Source organism: Photobacterium rosenbergii, from assembly GCF_033022775.1.
Lineage (GTDB): Bacteria > Pseudomonadota > Gammaproteobacteria > Enterobacterales > Vibrionaceae > Photobacterium > Photobacterium rosenbergii_A.
Map to the genome: position 1 here is coordinate 365,166 of NZ_JAWJZI010000002.1, position 13,998 is coordinate 379,163.

A 13,998-nucleotide genomic window follows, 5' to 3' on the forward strand; every position below is an offset into this window, starting at 1 on the left:
ACTTGAACTGGGTTTCAACACATCACTTCTGAAGCGTTCTCAGCATCCAAGCAGTTTTTTCATGAATACGCATGCGATCTGAAATTAGCGCGGCACTCGACTCATCATCTGCCGCTTGAGCCAATTTAAGTACCTCGCGAGCGGTTTTGACAACTTGCTCATGGCCTTTTGTGAGGATGTCCACCATTTCGGAAGAGCAGGGGACGCCATCGACTTCTTTTACTGCGCTAAGACGTGCAAACTCTTGAAACGTCCCCGGGGCTGCTACGTCTAGAGTACGAATACGCTCAGCAATTTCATCTACAGCGGTTGCCAGCTCGGTGTAATGTTCTTCAAACATCAGGTGTAGATCTCTGAAATGCTGTCCTTGCACATTCCAATGGAAATTGTGAGATTGCAAATATAGCGTATAAGAATCAGCCAGTAATTTCTTAAGGCCTTCAGCTGTTTTGAGTCTGCTTTCGCTATCTATGCCAATGTCAATTTGGGTCACAGTCGCTCCTTAAGTAGAGTATAAAATTGACTACTATCTGAAATTGGTCATGGGAATTACAGCTAAAGTATTGGTGACAATTGCATGTTTGTAAAAACGAAAAGAACTATCATCATATTCGCTTTTTTAGATTGCTCGGGTGGAGCATTTTGGTTTGAACAACCATTCGAAATACTAATTACCAACCCAAGGCGTGGATCTCGTTTTCAATTTTTGCTGCTAACTCTTGTACCTTAGATTCCAGGTATCGAACATCACCAATCATGTGTTGCATATCTTCAACAAAATGGGCAGGGCGTATCAGTCTCAGAGCATGTTGGTTTTTGCACACAAAATCGACACAAGGAAGCCCTTTAGCATTCTCATATTCAATGACGTATGTCGCTGGAGTTTGATGGTTAAGGTGATGGTTTAACTCGACTGTTAACTCGAAGAAGTGGGCATTTATCCAGTCAGAGTAGTGGCTGAGAAAGTATGATTTCACTAATTCATCGCTAAAATGATTCTCTTTATGATAGGCTCGGTTTTCGTCAGCGTTGTGAGGGAGTTGTTGGCTATCTCTTTGTAACTGGAAAGGAAACCTTCTATCTAACCATGTTTTGACCGCAACCAGAGCCCTATTAATGATGTAATGGAGGGCACTGTAGAGGTTGCCGTAAACAAAATGGTCATGGTAGTAAAGCCTTATCCATTCACCTCTAAACTCATTGATATAGGCATCAGGGGGAGTGGGGATATAACTTGGGGTGTTTTGTTGAGCTGTAAATTGACCCTGGTTCCGACCTAGTTGCATGATCGGTGCTTGCTGATCGTTCCAATAAGCAATATCAAACGACAATAAATCTGGCCAGTGAACGAAAGAGCTGGCAGTTCGTCGAGGGTCAGTGAGAGAAATTAAATCATCGCCTTCACCTCTCTCTAGCTGTTGGGCGGCATGCGATAGATACAATGCGTATGGATCTTTGAGGTAAAGTTGACGCTGTCTTCCCTGTTTAGCATCCTTACTCAAGTAAGCCGAGTGATGGCCTTTTTCCCATGAAGATGAATCAAACATAGCTTCTCCCGGGGTGCTTGAAGACACTACAAGTATAAACGCCACGCTCCTAAACAGGGATCAGATAACTCCTTTTAAAAACACCTGAACATTTATCCATGCAAACCCACCCCAGTGGCATTTAATCCCAAGCGTTTGCGCCTCCTACTGCTGTTTGCCTTTCTGAACGAGTCATTGTCACAAACGGGTTAGTCCTTACCTAGCAAGTATGATTTTGCCGGATCGACCACCATGCGAGAATATAATGAGGTGCGGCCAAGCAACATGCGAAATTTCATATTATCCCTTGGGGTGAGGGTCATCTCTATGGGGAAAGAGAGGTCGCCAGCAACTAGCTCAGTGCTGATCACATAACGTTGGGTTTGATGACCACCTGAGTCCTTGACCAAGCGTTGATCCAGCACTGGCGCTTCACATTGAATAACAATGTCATCATTTGATTGAATTGGGTGGACCCAGAAGCGCAACCAAAGTTGGTTGTTTTTCCTGAACTCTTCTATGGAAAAAGTGTGCAAACAGGAAGTTCGAGCACCTGTATCAACTTTTGCCTTGATTCTTTCAATACCAAGTTGAGGTAGGCTAACCCATTCTCGCCATCCAACAATGATCTTACCTTTATTATTCAAAGCCAACTACCTTTTAAATGTTGAAAAAATAAGCTTAGACGTTCAAAAAAGTATAGCTGATGTGAATATGTGCTTTTGTTTGTTAACTGCGAGGCGGATATCATAGATAGCTCACTTGAAGAGATATCTTAAGCAAAAGACATGGCCCTTATTCATTGATCAAGACTCCGCAAGTTCTTGGTGGGTATCCTCTAAAGCCGAGTCATTGAGCAATCCTGCGTAGATACCGTTTAGGTCGACAAGCTGCTGGTGGTCACCCCGTTCAACAATCTCACCTTTTTCCAGAACCAGTATCATATCCGAATGGCGCACTGTGCTAAGTCGGTGGGCAATGGCGATCACGGTCTTTTCCTTGAATAAGCGCTGCATGGCTTTTTGGATCAGATCTTCAGTGATAGAGTCGACCGAGCTGGTGGCCTCATCGAGCATCATTACTTGACCGCCTTGCGCCACTGCACGGGCAAAGGAGATTAACTGGGTCTGGCCAACGGAAAGGTTAGAGCCGTTTTTATCTAACCGGAAGTCATAGCCTTGTGGCAGTTGCTCGATAAAGCTATTGGCATACACATAGCGTGAAGCCTGCTCAACTTGTTCGCGAGAGATATCTTCTTTACCCAAGGCGATATTGAAATGGATCGTCTCTTCAAACAGGTGGACATCCTGCATCATCAACGAGAACAAATGGGCCGAGTCATCGATGGAGATTTCAGAGAGCTCGATGCCATTTAAAAGGATGCTGCCTTCGTAATCCTGGTAGGTTTTCGAGATTAAACGCATGATCGTTGACTTACCTGAACCGGTTGAGCCTACCAATGCGATTTGATGGCCTTTTTCCAAAACAAAGGACACGTTTTTTAGCACGTATGGGGCGTCATCTTTGTAACGGAAGCTGACATTTCGGAACTCAAGGCTGACAAACTCTTTAAGCTGTTTTTCCACTTTGTGTGCCGGCTGTAAATCACGGCCTTCTTCTTCGATAGGCTCGACGAATAGTTCTTCAATATGATCGAACGCGGCAAATGAGCTTTGGATCGAGGCGATTTGCGAGGTGAAATCGCGGATCGGCACAAACACTTTCTCCAGCGTGTTGATAAAGGCAATCAGCACACCCAGTGTCAGTGATGCCTCCAAGACTTGCCCAGAGCCATACCAAATCATCAGTGCTACTGTGATAGAGGTAATACCCGAAATGAATGAAAACAATACGGCATCGTATTTATTCACCTTCTTCTGCGCTTTTAAAAACTCATCGGTATAGCCTTTGTATTTTTGCTCGACGGCTTCTTCGGCACGGTATAGCTGAACGGTTTTGACGCCCAAAATCACTTCTTGCAAGTAGCCGATACCACGGGCCAATGAAGAACGGGTGGTCAAGTGCAGTGCTCGCAGGCGGTTGCGGACATATACCGTCAGGTACATCACCGGAGGCATGATAACCAATACAATTAGGGTTAGCTGCCAATCGATAAATAGCATCATGATCAATAGGGCGATGGTATTGAGGCTATCCCGAACCAGCCCAACCACGGACTGGATGAATGTCTCACCGATGGTTTCAAGATCACTGGTGAGGCGAGACAGCGTCACACCGTTGGGTGTGTTATCAAAATAGCTGCGAGGCAGTCTCAATACGCGGTCAACGAGCACTGAACGCATATCCGTAATGGTGTACTGGCCCGTTTTGCGCAGGTTGTAGGAGTAGGTGGTGTCAACAATGTAGTCGACGATCAGTACCACAAGCAGGGCGGCAATATACAGCCACATACCGTTGGTACTTTCCTGTGCGAGATGCCTATCAATCACCTGGATAATCAGCCAAGGGAACAACAAACTGGTCGCGACGGTAAGCGGCAACATGGAAACACCAAGGATGGCAGAGCCTTTATATTTCTTGGCAAACTTGAAAAAGTGCTTTAAGTATTTAACGTCAATGCCCTTTAGCATGCTGTTGCCTCCGTTTCGTTCTGTTGCAGTTTCCAGGTCTCAAAATAGTAAGGGCAAGTTTGCAGCAGGGTGACGTGATCACCTTTGGCGATGATTTTGCCTTCACTCAGCACAATGATTTCGTCCATATATTCCAGGGCATTAACGCGGTGGGAGACAACCAGCACGGATTGGTTCTGCAAGCGTTCAAATAGACCTTCCAAAATTTTACGCTCTGTATCGTAATCAACCGCTGACAAAACATTATCCAAGATGATCAAATCAGACGGCTCGAGAAGGGCCCGGGCAATGCTCAATCGTTGTTTCTGACCGCCGGAGAGCATGATCCCTTTTTCGCCGACCAGCGTTTGGTCACCATTTTCAAAACGCTCAACATCACTGGCTAGCTGGCTGAGTGACAACACTTCATCGACTTGTGATTTCGCAATGTCCGGGGCGAAGCTGCCGAAACGAATGTTGTCCTCTACTGTTGCCGAGAACAGATATGGGTCTTGGGTTACCGTTTTGATATACCGGCGCAAGTCAGAGCGGGAAAAAGTCGTGATATCTTTATCGCCGAGGAAAACGCTGCCTGCAGGAACATCCAAATGATGGTTGAGGCAATTGACCAAGGTGGTTTTACCGGCTCCTATGCTACCTAGTACACCGACTTTTTTTCCTGGGGGGATATCGAAGCTCACGTTATCTAAAACCAGGGTTTCATCATCAGGGTAGCTGAAGCTCAGGTTACGGACTGAAAATGTTCGTGCCTGTAAGGCATCAAGATCAATTTGCGCCAGAGGTGTTTGATCTTGCTCTGGGACTTCAGCATTAAGGATGGTTTGCACGCTTTCTATGCCCACCATGCCCCGCTGATAGATGGTGGCGATTCGGCCTAGTTGCATCAGCGGCATCGCCAGCAACACCGAATAGCTAAGAAAAGCGGTTATTTCACCAAGGGTAAGCTGCTGGTTCATTAACATGTAGCCGCCAAGCCCGAGGATCAAAATCTTCATGAGGTTGTTGGCGTAATCCAGTACCGGCATGAAAAACACCTGAATACGGGTGATTTTCATGCGGCATTGCAGCAGTTGCTGGTTCAATTTTTCAACTTCATCTTTTACCCAAGGAGACATCTGCTCGCTCTTGATGAGATCAATACCGGACAAGTAACTCATCAACTGGGCTGAAAGGTTTTGCAGCCTACGCATGTGTTCCATATGCAGTGACTTCATACGTTTGAAACCGATACGGAAAATCACGAAGGCGATAACGATAGGCACAACCGAATAGAGTGTCAGTTCGGGCGAAATGCGCCACATCCACAAAGGCGTAAGCGAAAGTGCAAGTAATACGTTGAAAAACTGTAGAAAGCCGAGACCAAACAGGAGGCGGATGCCATTCAAATCATTGTTAATGATTGAGATGAGTTTGCCTGAAGCAAACTGGCTATGAAAGCTATGTGGTAAGCGGTTCAACTTCTGCAGCAGAATATTTTTGAGGGCAGCCTCGGTAATTCGGCCTGGGTTAAGCGCATGCATGCGTGACCAAATACGAACCACAACCATGGCGATCGCCATGAATACCACCGTGCCCACATAGGTTGTCAGTTGCTGGTGACTGTTGGGTGAGTGGCTATCAATCAGGTCAATCGCCAACTGAATATAGCGCGGGATTTCGACTTGGAGCCAGTTAACAAGGAATATGAAAATAATCGCCAGTATATATGACTTGCGATTCATACGCAGAAAGTGAGAAAAAAATTGTGTTTTAGTCATGAAGCTTTTTCTTTCATGGAGTTATCGAGGATGCCTTGGAAAGTGCAAACAACAATGCAGTGCTGGCTTTATAGAGATCGTAAAAAGTCCCCAAAATGTTACAGCTATTCTATTACGGCCTGTGCTACGAGAGTAGTACGAGGTGTTTTTTGCTGTTCTTAGTGCTCTATACAGAATGATATTTCAACCTGGGTTTGTTGTCGCTGAAGGATTGCTAAGTGTACACGCATTACGTTGAAATAGCATCAGATCTGAAGTGATCAAATAATTAGAATAAAGAAAATAGGTCTATTCGCTTTGGATTTATATCTATTTTGAATATTAATTAAGTAAAGCTTATTACTGATTCGTGTATATGAGACAGGGATTTATATCGTTAAAATTTATAGTTGCTATAATTGGTTAACTATTTATTTTTTATCGGTTTGGAGTGTCAATATCCATGCGATCGGCTAAACCTCCCATCATTGAAGTCGATTTGGACGAAAGGATAACATCTAGCTCTGTTGCAGAGTTATGGCACTCTACAAATAAAATTATAAATGAGAATCCGGCATCAAAAATAAAAATAAATGCAAGTAAGTTAACTTTTATAGACAATACGGGGATTGCTTTCTTATATGATCTCCGTCATCGCCAACGCGATGAAAATGCAGCTATCACGATAGAGAACCTGAGTGCTAGCCTTCAATTACTGATACCTAACAAGGATATACAACCAAAAGAAAAGCCAGCATCTCGTTCCACATTGTCTTCATTTATAGAAGGAATTGGTAAGGCAACAAATGAACAGCTTGTCTATACAAGTATTATGTTTCACTTTCTTGCTAGATGTATTAAATCTCTTTCAAGAGCGGTTGTTGGCAAGGAGAAAATCAGATGGATAGAGTTGCTATCTATTGCCACGCAAGCGGGTGCCAATGCTATCCCAATTGTATTGCTTATCGGCTTCTTGATGGGGGTGATAATTGCTTTTGAGATTGGCCTTGTCGCACAGCAGTTCGGTGCCGTCCTATTTGTAGTGGATGGAATAGGCATATCCATGTTCAGGGAACTGGGACCTTTGATGACCGCTATCATATTTGCTGGGCGTACTGGTGCTGCTTTCGCGGCTGAGATAGGCACTAAGAAAATTAATGAAGAGATAAATGCCCTTTATACGTTTGGTATTGATCCTATAAGCTTTTTGGTCCTGCCCCGGTTACTCGCTTCCTTGATGGTTTTACCACTACTAACAGTAATGGCTGACATCATCGGGGTCATCGGTGGGGCTATCGTGCTGTTGAAATTCAATATTGGTTTTGTCCAGTTTTACCAACAGTTAATTAATTCATTGGCCGCATGGGATTTTAGCCTTGGATTAATTAAAGCGTTTACTTTTGCTTTTATCGTCGCCGCAATTGGCTGCGAGCGGGGGCTTACTACTGGAGTGGGGGCTTCCGCTGTCGGTTTGTCTGCCACCAGTGCTGTTGTGAGTAGCATAATATGGATCGTGATTGTTGATGGCTTTTTTGCTGTATTGACGAGTTGAAGGGGCTGGGATGATCGTGGGTAAATCAAATAGAAACTATGCCATCAGCGTACAAAACCTCACTATGGGATATGGAACAAAAATCTTATTGGAAAATACCAGCTTTAACGTGGAACAGGGCGAGATATTGGTTATATTGGGTGGTTCTGGTTGCGGTAAATCGAGCTTGATGAAACACCTGATTGGATTATATCCTCCTAAATCTGGTGATATTTTGATAAACAACCGTAGTATTGTCCATGCGAAAAACAACGAAAAGTCAAACATTCAGAGACAGCTGGGTGTAATGTATCAAAGTGGTGCGTTGTTTGGATCATTAAACGTGATTGAAAATGTACGTTTTCCTCTGGATGAGTTTACCGATATTGGGCTTGATGAAAAAAATTTAATTGCCAGGATATTGCTTGATTTACTGGAGATGGGACATGCAGAAGCTTTGATGCCGAATGAATTGTCTGGAGGGATGATAAAAAGGGTTGGGATTGCACGTGCTATGGCTTTGGGAGCAAACATCCTAATGCTAGATGAACCCTCAGCAGGGTTGGATCCTATTACATCTGCAAACCTTGACCAGGCTATTCTTCAATTACGAAAGAACCTTGGATGCACCTTTATTATTGTCACACATGAGCTTCAAAGCATATTTGAAGTGGCCGATAGGGCCATTATGTTAGATCCTAAAGCCAAATCCATTATTGCAGAAGGTTCACCCGCTGAACTCCGTGACAAAAGTCCGGATCCTAGGGTCAGGCAGTTCTTTAATCGCATTTCAGATCATGAACAAAAGAGTAAGCGCTATGGATGACTCTAAAAAACATTTTCGTCTAGGCTTGTTTGTAACGATTTCATTGATTTTACTGTTTGCGGTTTTCCTTACTCTAGGTGGCCGTTCATTCTTTAAGCCTAAATTGATTTTTGAAACATACTTTGATAATTCCGTCTCTGGCCTTGAAATTGGTTCAATGGTTAGTTATCGAGGGATCCCTCTGGGTGAAGTGATTTCGATAGAGTCTTCTAGTACTGTCTATGAGTATGATGTACCACATGAAAAAAGAGTGACTTATGTTGTCGTAAAAGCTGAGATATTGGGTGATAAAAAAACTGTTCGTGATTGGGAAAGGCATTTCGATACATTTATACAGAGAGGCTTAAGAGTGCAGACACAAATTGCTGGTATAACAGGGCAGCAATATTTATCTTTAGACTATATAAGTCAATCTCAGAGTGAAACACTAGATTTTGATTGGCAGCCAGAAAATATTTACGTTCCATCGGCCAAAAGCTCTACAGGCAGAATTATTGCCGGGATCCAAAATTTACTCGCTAGTCTGGATGATGCAGAGATTGCCAATCTAGGCCAGAACTTAAACTTGCTGCTGACTACGGCGAACGAAAAGTTATCTGATGTTGACACAGAGTCTATTTCTGAGGAAGTAGTGACATTATTACTGAGTGCCAATGATATAACGTCAAATATTAAAAAAGTGGTTCTTAACAGTAAGTTGGATGATACATTTGATAATTTAAATTTGGCAAGTGAAGATCTGGATAGATTACTTTCAAACCCAAACATCCAAAAAAGTATTGTGTCGCTGTATAAAATACTCAATCAGTTTGATGTAATGCTGGCGAAAAACGGTGATGTTAACAAGATTTTGGTAAACCTTGATGATCTAATTAAACGCTCAGATGCTATTTTGACTGATAATCAATATGACTTGTACCAGATGATCAAAAACCTCTCGATCACAGCAGAGAATTTGAAAGAGTTTTCAGACACGACCAAAAACAACCCATCCTCAATCATTTTCAGCAATGCACCTGAAAAAATTAATCTTGATGGAGGAAACTAATATGAACTTGGCAAAGTGCCTTTCATTAATGTTAACCGCATTTTTGCTTGTAGGGGTGTTGGCTGGGTGTAGCGTGGGTGACAGTATTCCACAGCCGACAAACTATGCGATGTCTGCTAGTCCACCCATGGTGGCATCAGCTCGAATCGGAGAAACATTACGTATTGATCACGTACGAAGTGTACCGCCATTCAATGATACTCAAATGATTTATCGATTGAACGAAGTACGTTTTGAAAAAGACTACTATAACCGTTTTATTAGCGATCCTGAATCAATCCTCTCCAACCAACTTGCTAGCTGGCTTCAGCAGTCTGGCCTATACGATATTATCGTTTTGCCCAGTGTGCATACGCCTTCCAATCAAGTGTTACAGGTGACTATTACAAAGTTGTTTGGCGATTTTCGCCCAGGACAGCAACCGACGGCAGTCATGGAGATACAGTTTTTTCTGGTTGATAATACCGATTACCGTCCGGGAGTGGTTTTCTCTAAGACCTACACAAGTCGCATTCCAATCGAGAATAAGTCACCATTGTTATTGGCGGAAGGATATGGTGTTGCGATGACGAGAATTTTTGAGCAATTAACATCTGAATTATTAAGAACTCGATATAAGGGCTCGGTCTCGGCCGAGCTTTAGGTAATACGAGAAACCCCGAAAACACTCAGGTTGTTTACGGGGCTTAGACTTACTGGTTTAAGCTGCTATGAGGGGGATCATAGCACCATCAACCATTAAGCTTGGGTTGCTGTGATGAAGTCGTGGTAGTACTCATCCAGCACCTTACGGGTTTCGCGGCCGATCAACTCATACTCGTGGTGAGTCAGGTTAGCCAGTGAGACGCGTACCGAGCCGTGTACAACGTCGAAACCTTTACCCGGTAGCAAGATAACGCCGGTTTCGTGAGCAAGGCGGAACAAGAAGTCCTTACCTTTGCTGTTGCCTTTGAACCAGTCAACGAATTCTTGGCCGTACATCTTGGCACCCAGTACATCAAGGTCCAGCAGGGTGTAGTAATCAACGCGGTTGACATCTTTTTCCATTTCAACACCCATGTTTTTGTATAGGGTGTTGTAACGCTGGCGGATAATGTTCTTACACGCATCTTTATAGGTTTCTTCCGCATCCATTAGGCAAGCGAGTGAGAACAGTGCCATCTGAACCTGTTGTGGAAGAGAAAGGCCTGCGGTGTGGTTAAGGGCAACACCACGACTTTCTGCAACCATACGGTCGATAAATTTAATCGTGCGTGGCTCTGGCGTCAGTGTTTTATAACGGTCATCCAGTAGCAGTTTTTGCTCTTCAGATTGGTTCTGTAGTGCGTCATCGAACACGTTGTTGTGTTGAATACCGATAACGCCCAGACGCCAGCCTGTTGCACCGAAGTATTTAGAGAATGAGTAAACACATAGGGTGTTGTATGGGCATTTAGCAAATAGAGATACGAAATCATCTGCAAATGTGCCGTATACATCATCAGTAATGATGAACAGATCTTTACGCTTGGTGTCGATTAGCGTTGCAATCTTGTCTAGTGTCTCATCAGACATTTTCACCGATGCCGGGTTCGCTGGGTTTACCACGCACAGTAGTTTGATATCAGTGTCTTCTAGCTTGGCAATTTCTGCATCCGGTAGCTGCCATGTTTCTTCATCTAGGCGAAGTTCAACAATGTCCAGTTCGTACTCAGCCAGCTCTGGGATTTCCAGGTAAGGGGTGAAAATTGGCGTAATAAGCGCAATTTTGTCACCTTTTTTAAGCAGGCCGTTGTTGAACATAGACTGGAAGCTGTAGGTCATTGACGCAGTACCGCCTTCGGTCGCAAACAGGTCAAAGTCATTCGACATTGGGATGTTGCCGTACATTTCCTGGCCGATGTATTGCTTAACTACTTGTTCGATGTTGGTCAGCATGCGATCAGGCACTGGGTAGTTACAGCCAAGGAAAGCGTTAACCAACTCGTTAAGGAATACCTGCTTGTCGATACCTAGGCGGTCTTTGGTGTAGCTCAATGCTTTTTGCAGGAACTTCACACCTTCGGCGTTAGCGTTTTGCTTAGCAAAAGTGTCGAAGCGCTCAACAATGCCCACACCGTCTGGGATACCACCGAAACCACCGTTCAGGTAAGAGTAAGTACGCTCTGATTCTTCCAGGGCAAAATCACCCAGGCGCAGGAAGGCGCGGCGAGGAAGCGTCGCTAGGAAGTTAGGGTTACCACGGCCTGCATCTAGCAGTGCACGGTCTGGTACGGTTTGTGCCACTTCGATCAGTTTGTCTTTAAGCTCAAATGGGCTTAGGTTCGCGAATTTTGAAAAGTCGATAGTGTTAGTTTCAGTAGTCATAATCTTTTTTCTCTTAGGGTGGGGTGTAATTGGCCGACCCAAATACACCCGCAAGTGTTGAGTTAATGTTTTTCGAATTAAGTAAGGGGATTACATACCGGCGTTTTTACTGATAATGCCGATAATAATTGGGCCCCAAAGTGTCAGTAATACGTTTGCTACCGCGTAAGTTACTGTGAAGGTAAATACCGGTGTAGAGTTGCCAGCTTTTTCAAGTAGGGCGGCAAAACCAGGGTTGGCACTGCGACCACCGGTTACACAACCTAGCGCTTCAATTGGGTTTCTAATTCTCAACACGTAGTAAGAGAAGAAGAAAGAAATAAGCTGCGGAATTAAGGTAACGCCAACACCAAGGAACAGTAGCGTCAAACCATGCTCTTGTACCGCCACGACCGCTTGCGGTCCTGCTTCAAGACCCACGATGCCGACAAAGACAGCCAAGCCAAAATCACGCAGGAAGTTACCTGCACCCAACGGCAATGAAGCCACTCGAGGGTTGCGGCTGCGCAGCCAACCAACCATCAGGCCTGAAATCAGACAGCCTGCACCAGAGCCGATAGTGACTGGGATACCCGCGATCTTGAAGCTGATCATGCCAATCAGGAAGCCCAGTACCATCCCCAGGCCGAAGAACACATAGTCGGTGACAAAGGCAGAGCCCAAGCGTTTACCGATATTGTTCTCGACACGGTTAATATCTTTTGCCGTACCGGTTAGCTGGATGACATCATTCTTTTTCACCACCACATCAGGGCTTATATCAACACTATTGCCAGCACGTTTGTAATCAGTGACATAGATACCACGCGCTACATCGGCATTGGTTTCGCGCTTAACCTGCGCAAGGGTCTTACCGATTAATTTGGAATCCGTGGCAATCAGCTGGCGATTTTCTTCGATAAGCTCGATACCTGCAGGTACCTCGACTTCCCGGCCAATGTCCTGGGCAATTTCACGGACCTGGTTGCGGCGGCCAGTGACGATAACCACATCACCGTTTTGGATTGGAGTGTACTTATCGATATCAAGGCTTCTGCCGTCACGCTCAATGACTTCAATGGCGATCTCGAGCAGGTTCTCGTTCGCTTGGGCAATGGTCTTGCCTTGCAGGCTGCTTTTTGCATCCACCAAATATGCACGGGTTACCAAATCGGTCAGCGCGTTGAATTCACCCGGCGCGAGCTCAGGTTTGCCACCAGAGACTTTCTCTGCCAGCTTGATGGCTTCGCCGCGGATATCCCATTTCATGATGGTTGGGATGATCCAGGTCACCATCAAAATAGGACCTAGCGAGCCAAAGATATAGGTGACCGCGTAGCCTACCGCCACGTTGGTTTGCATCAGTTGCTTAGCTTCGGCTGTCAGGCCAGAAAGCTTGGCAATCGCATCACCCGCTGTACCAATAATGGCAGACTGAGTGAGGCCACCTGCCGCAAGGCCAGCAGCCGTGCCTCGGTCGAGGTCGAAGATCCAGGCCGCTGCCAGTACACACAGTAAACCGGTGACGGTCATCACGACTGCAGAAAGCAGGATGTTCACAGTACGGAAGTTCAAAGCACTAAAGAACTGGGGGCCGCCCTGGAAACCAACTGCGTAAATAAAGAGAGCGAAGAAAATACTTTTTACGCCTGGATCAATATGAACGCCGAATTGCCCAATGAGAACACCGACTAACAGTGTACCTGCAACACCACCTAGAACAAATCGGCCAATAGTAATTTTACCAATTAAGTATCCGAAGGCTAATGTTAAAAATAGGGCGATAAAAGGCGAACTACTAATTAAGTTTTGAATAATAGTCATCGTTTTACCAATAAGAAATATAATGTCATATTTGATATTCAACGGAGTCTCCGTGAATAATAGTTAGAGCAGCAAAAATTAGCCTGTGCTCCGGTTCGTGAAAATAATAAGGCAGAAGAAATAAATCTAACAATCGATTTTGATGGATGGTATCCATCAATTAAATTTTTTACTCAGTAATGGTGGGTGTTGTCCGTCAAAACCGATTTATCAGTCCATCATAAATATGTCTCAGCTCAATAGTGACAGTGAGCTGCTTTTGGTTGGCCTTTATGAGTGGAAAAAATCATTGATTTAGAGGGTGAGATCATTCATTGGAGATGATGATTTAATATGCGTCTAATATAAGATAGGAAACAGTTATATATACAAGTGATGCTCAGGATATAAATGAAAATAAAACTTTATAAGTCGCTGTTTATTAAGCGTGTTCTGGATGTTGAGCCAACCGATCTTACACCATCAAAATCTAATGGTTTGAATGATTTCAATTATTGGACTCAAAACCATCCTTGGGTAATGCTGGTTTTTTCCATCATTCTAGGTTGTGTCATTACTGGTTTGATTGGTTTGGTTATTTTTGGGTGAAGC

12 protein-coding genes are annotated in these 13,998 nt (G+C 44.3%); 5 read left to right on the plus strand and 7 right to left on the minus strand.

All coding sequences use genetic code 11. The features are described 5' to 3' along the window. Nucleotides 1-22: 22 nt before the first annotated feature. The 5 genes from R2X38_RS05840 to R2X38_RS05860 form a co-directional block, all read right to left on the minus strand. The gene (locus R2X38_RS05840) at nt 23-493 is read right to left on the minus strand and encodes a Dps family protein (protein WP_317521234.1); all 471 of its coding nucleotides are present in this window, start codon (nt 491-493) and stop codon (nt 23-25) included. Nucleotides 494-671: 178 nt separating this feature from the next. Further along, nucleotides 672-1,547, minus strand: coding sequence for a hypothetical protein (locus R2X38_RS05845; protein ID WP_317521235.1), 876 nt, complete (start codon nt 1,545-1,547; stop codon nt 672-674). A gap of 188 nt (nt 1,548-1,735) precedes the next feature. Continuing rightward, complete coding sequence (locus R2X38_RS05850) at nt 1,736-2,173, minus strand: ATP-dependent zinc protease (RefSeq protein WP_317521236.1); 438 nt, start codon at nt 2,171-2,173, stop codon at nt 1,736-1,738. A 159-nt stretch (nt 2,174-2,332) separates the two neighbouring features. Next, nucleotides 2,333-4,117 (minus strand): ABC transporter ATP-binding protein, encoded by a 1,785-nt coding sequence (locus R2X38_RS05855; RefSeq protein ID WP_317521238.1) that lies wholly within the window; start codon nt 4,115-4,117, stop codon nt 2,333-2,335. Beyond that, on the minus strand, nt 4,111-5,874 hold the full coding sequence (locus tag R2X38_RS05860) for an ABC transporter ATP-binding protein (RefSeq protein WP_317521239.1): 1,764 nt from the start codon (nt 5,872-5,874) through the stop codon (nt 4,111-4,113). Before R2X38_RS05860 ends, R2X38_RS05855 begins: the two co-directional genes overlap by 7 nt. Nucleotides 5,875-6,316: 442 nt before the next feature. On the opposite strand from R2X38_RS05860, the gene R2X38_RS05865 reads away from it, so the two are divergent. From R2X38_RS05865 to R2X38_RS05880, 4 genes are read left to right on the plus strand one after another with little or no spacing between them, the layout of a single operon-like run. Continuing rightward, nucleotides 6,317-7,405 (plus strand): ABC transporter permease, encoded by a 1,089-nt coding sequence (locus tag R2X38_RS05865; RefSeq protein ID WP_317521240.1) that lies wholly within the window; start codon nt 6,317-6,319, stop codon nt 7,403-7,405. Between the two features lie 10 nt (nt 7,406-7,415). After that, nucleotides 7,416-8,210 carry an ABC transporter ATP-binding protein gene (locus R2X38_RS05870; RefSeq protein ID WP_317521241.1) on the plus strand — a complete coding sequence of 265 codons (795 nt, stop codon included), beginning with the start codon at nt 7,416-7,418 and terminating at the stop codon, nt 8,208-8,210. Then, nucleotides 8,203-9,258 (plus strand): MlaD family protein, encoded by a 1,056-nt coding sequence (locus R2X38_RS05875; RefSeq protein WP_317521242.1) that lies wholly within the window; start codon nt 8,203-8,205, stop codon nt 9,256-9,258. The genes R2X38_RS05870 and R2X38_RS05875 overlap by 8 nt, the downstream gene beginning before the upstream one ends. 1 nt (nt 9,259) lies before the next feature. Next, the gene (locus R2X38_RS05880) at nt 9,260-9,901 is read left to right on the plus strand and encodes a hypothetical protein (protein ID WP_317521243.1); all 642 of its coding nucleotides are present in this window, start codon (nt 9,260-9,262) and stop codon (nt 9,899-9,901) included. 95 nt (nt 9,902-9,996) lie between these two features. Here R2X38_RS05880 and R2X38_RS05885 read toward each other — a convergent pair whose 3' ends face one another. Together R2X38_RS05885 and aspT are read right to left on the minus strand one after the other, a co-directional pair. Continuing rightward, nucleotides 9,997-11,604: a bifunctional aspartate transaminase/aspartate 4-decarboxylase gene (locus tag R2X38_RS05885; protein ID WP_317521244.1), complete on the minus strand. Its 1,608-nt coding sequence runs from the start codon at nt 11,602-11,604 to the stop codon at nt 9,997-9,999. Between the two features lie 90 nt (nt 11,605-11,694). Further along, a complete protein-coding gene (aspT, locus tag R2X38_RS05890; RefSeq protein WP_317521245.1) occupies nt 11,695-13,407 on the minus strand; it encodes an aspartate-alanine antiporter in 1,713 nt (570 codons plus the stop codon). A 390-nt stretch (nt 13,408-13,797) separates the two neighbouring features. Here aspT and R2X38_RS05895 point away from each other — a divergent pair, with 390 nt between their 5' ends. Next, nucleotides 13,798-13,995 (plus strand): hypothetical protein, encoded by a 198-nt coding sequence (locus tag R2X38_RS05895; protein ID WP_317521246.1) that lies wholly within the window; start codon nt 13,798-13,800, stop codon nt 13,993-13,995. The last annotated feature ends 3 nt before the right edge of the window (nt 13,996-13,998 follow it).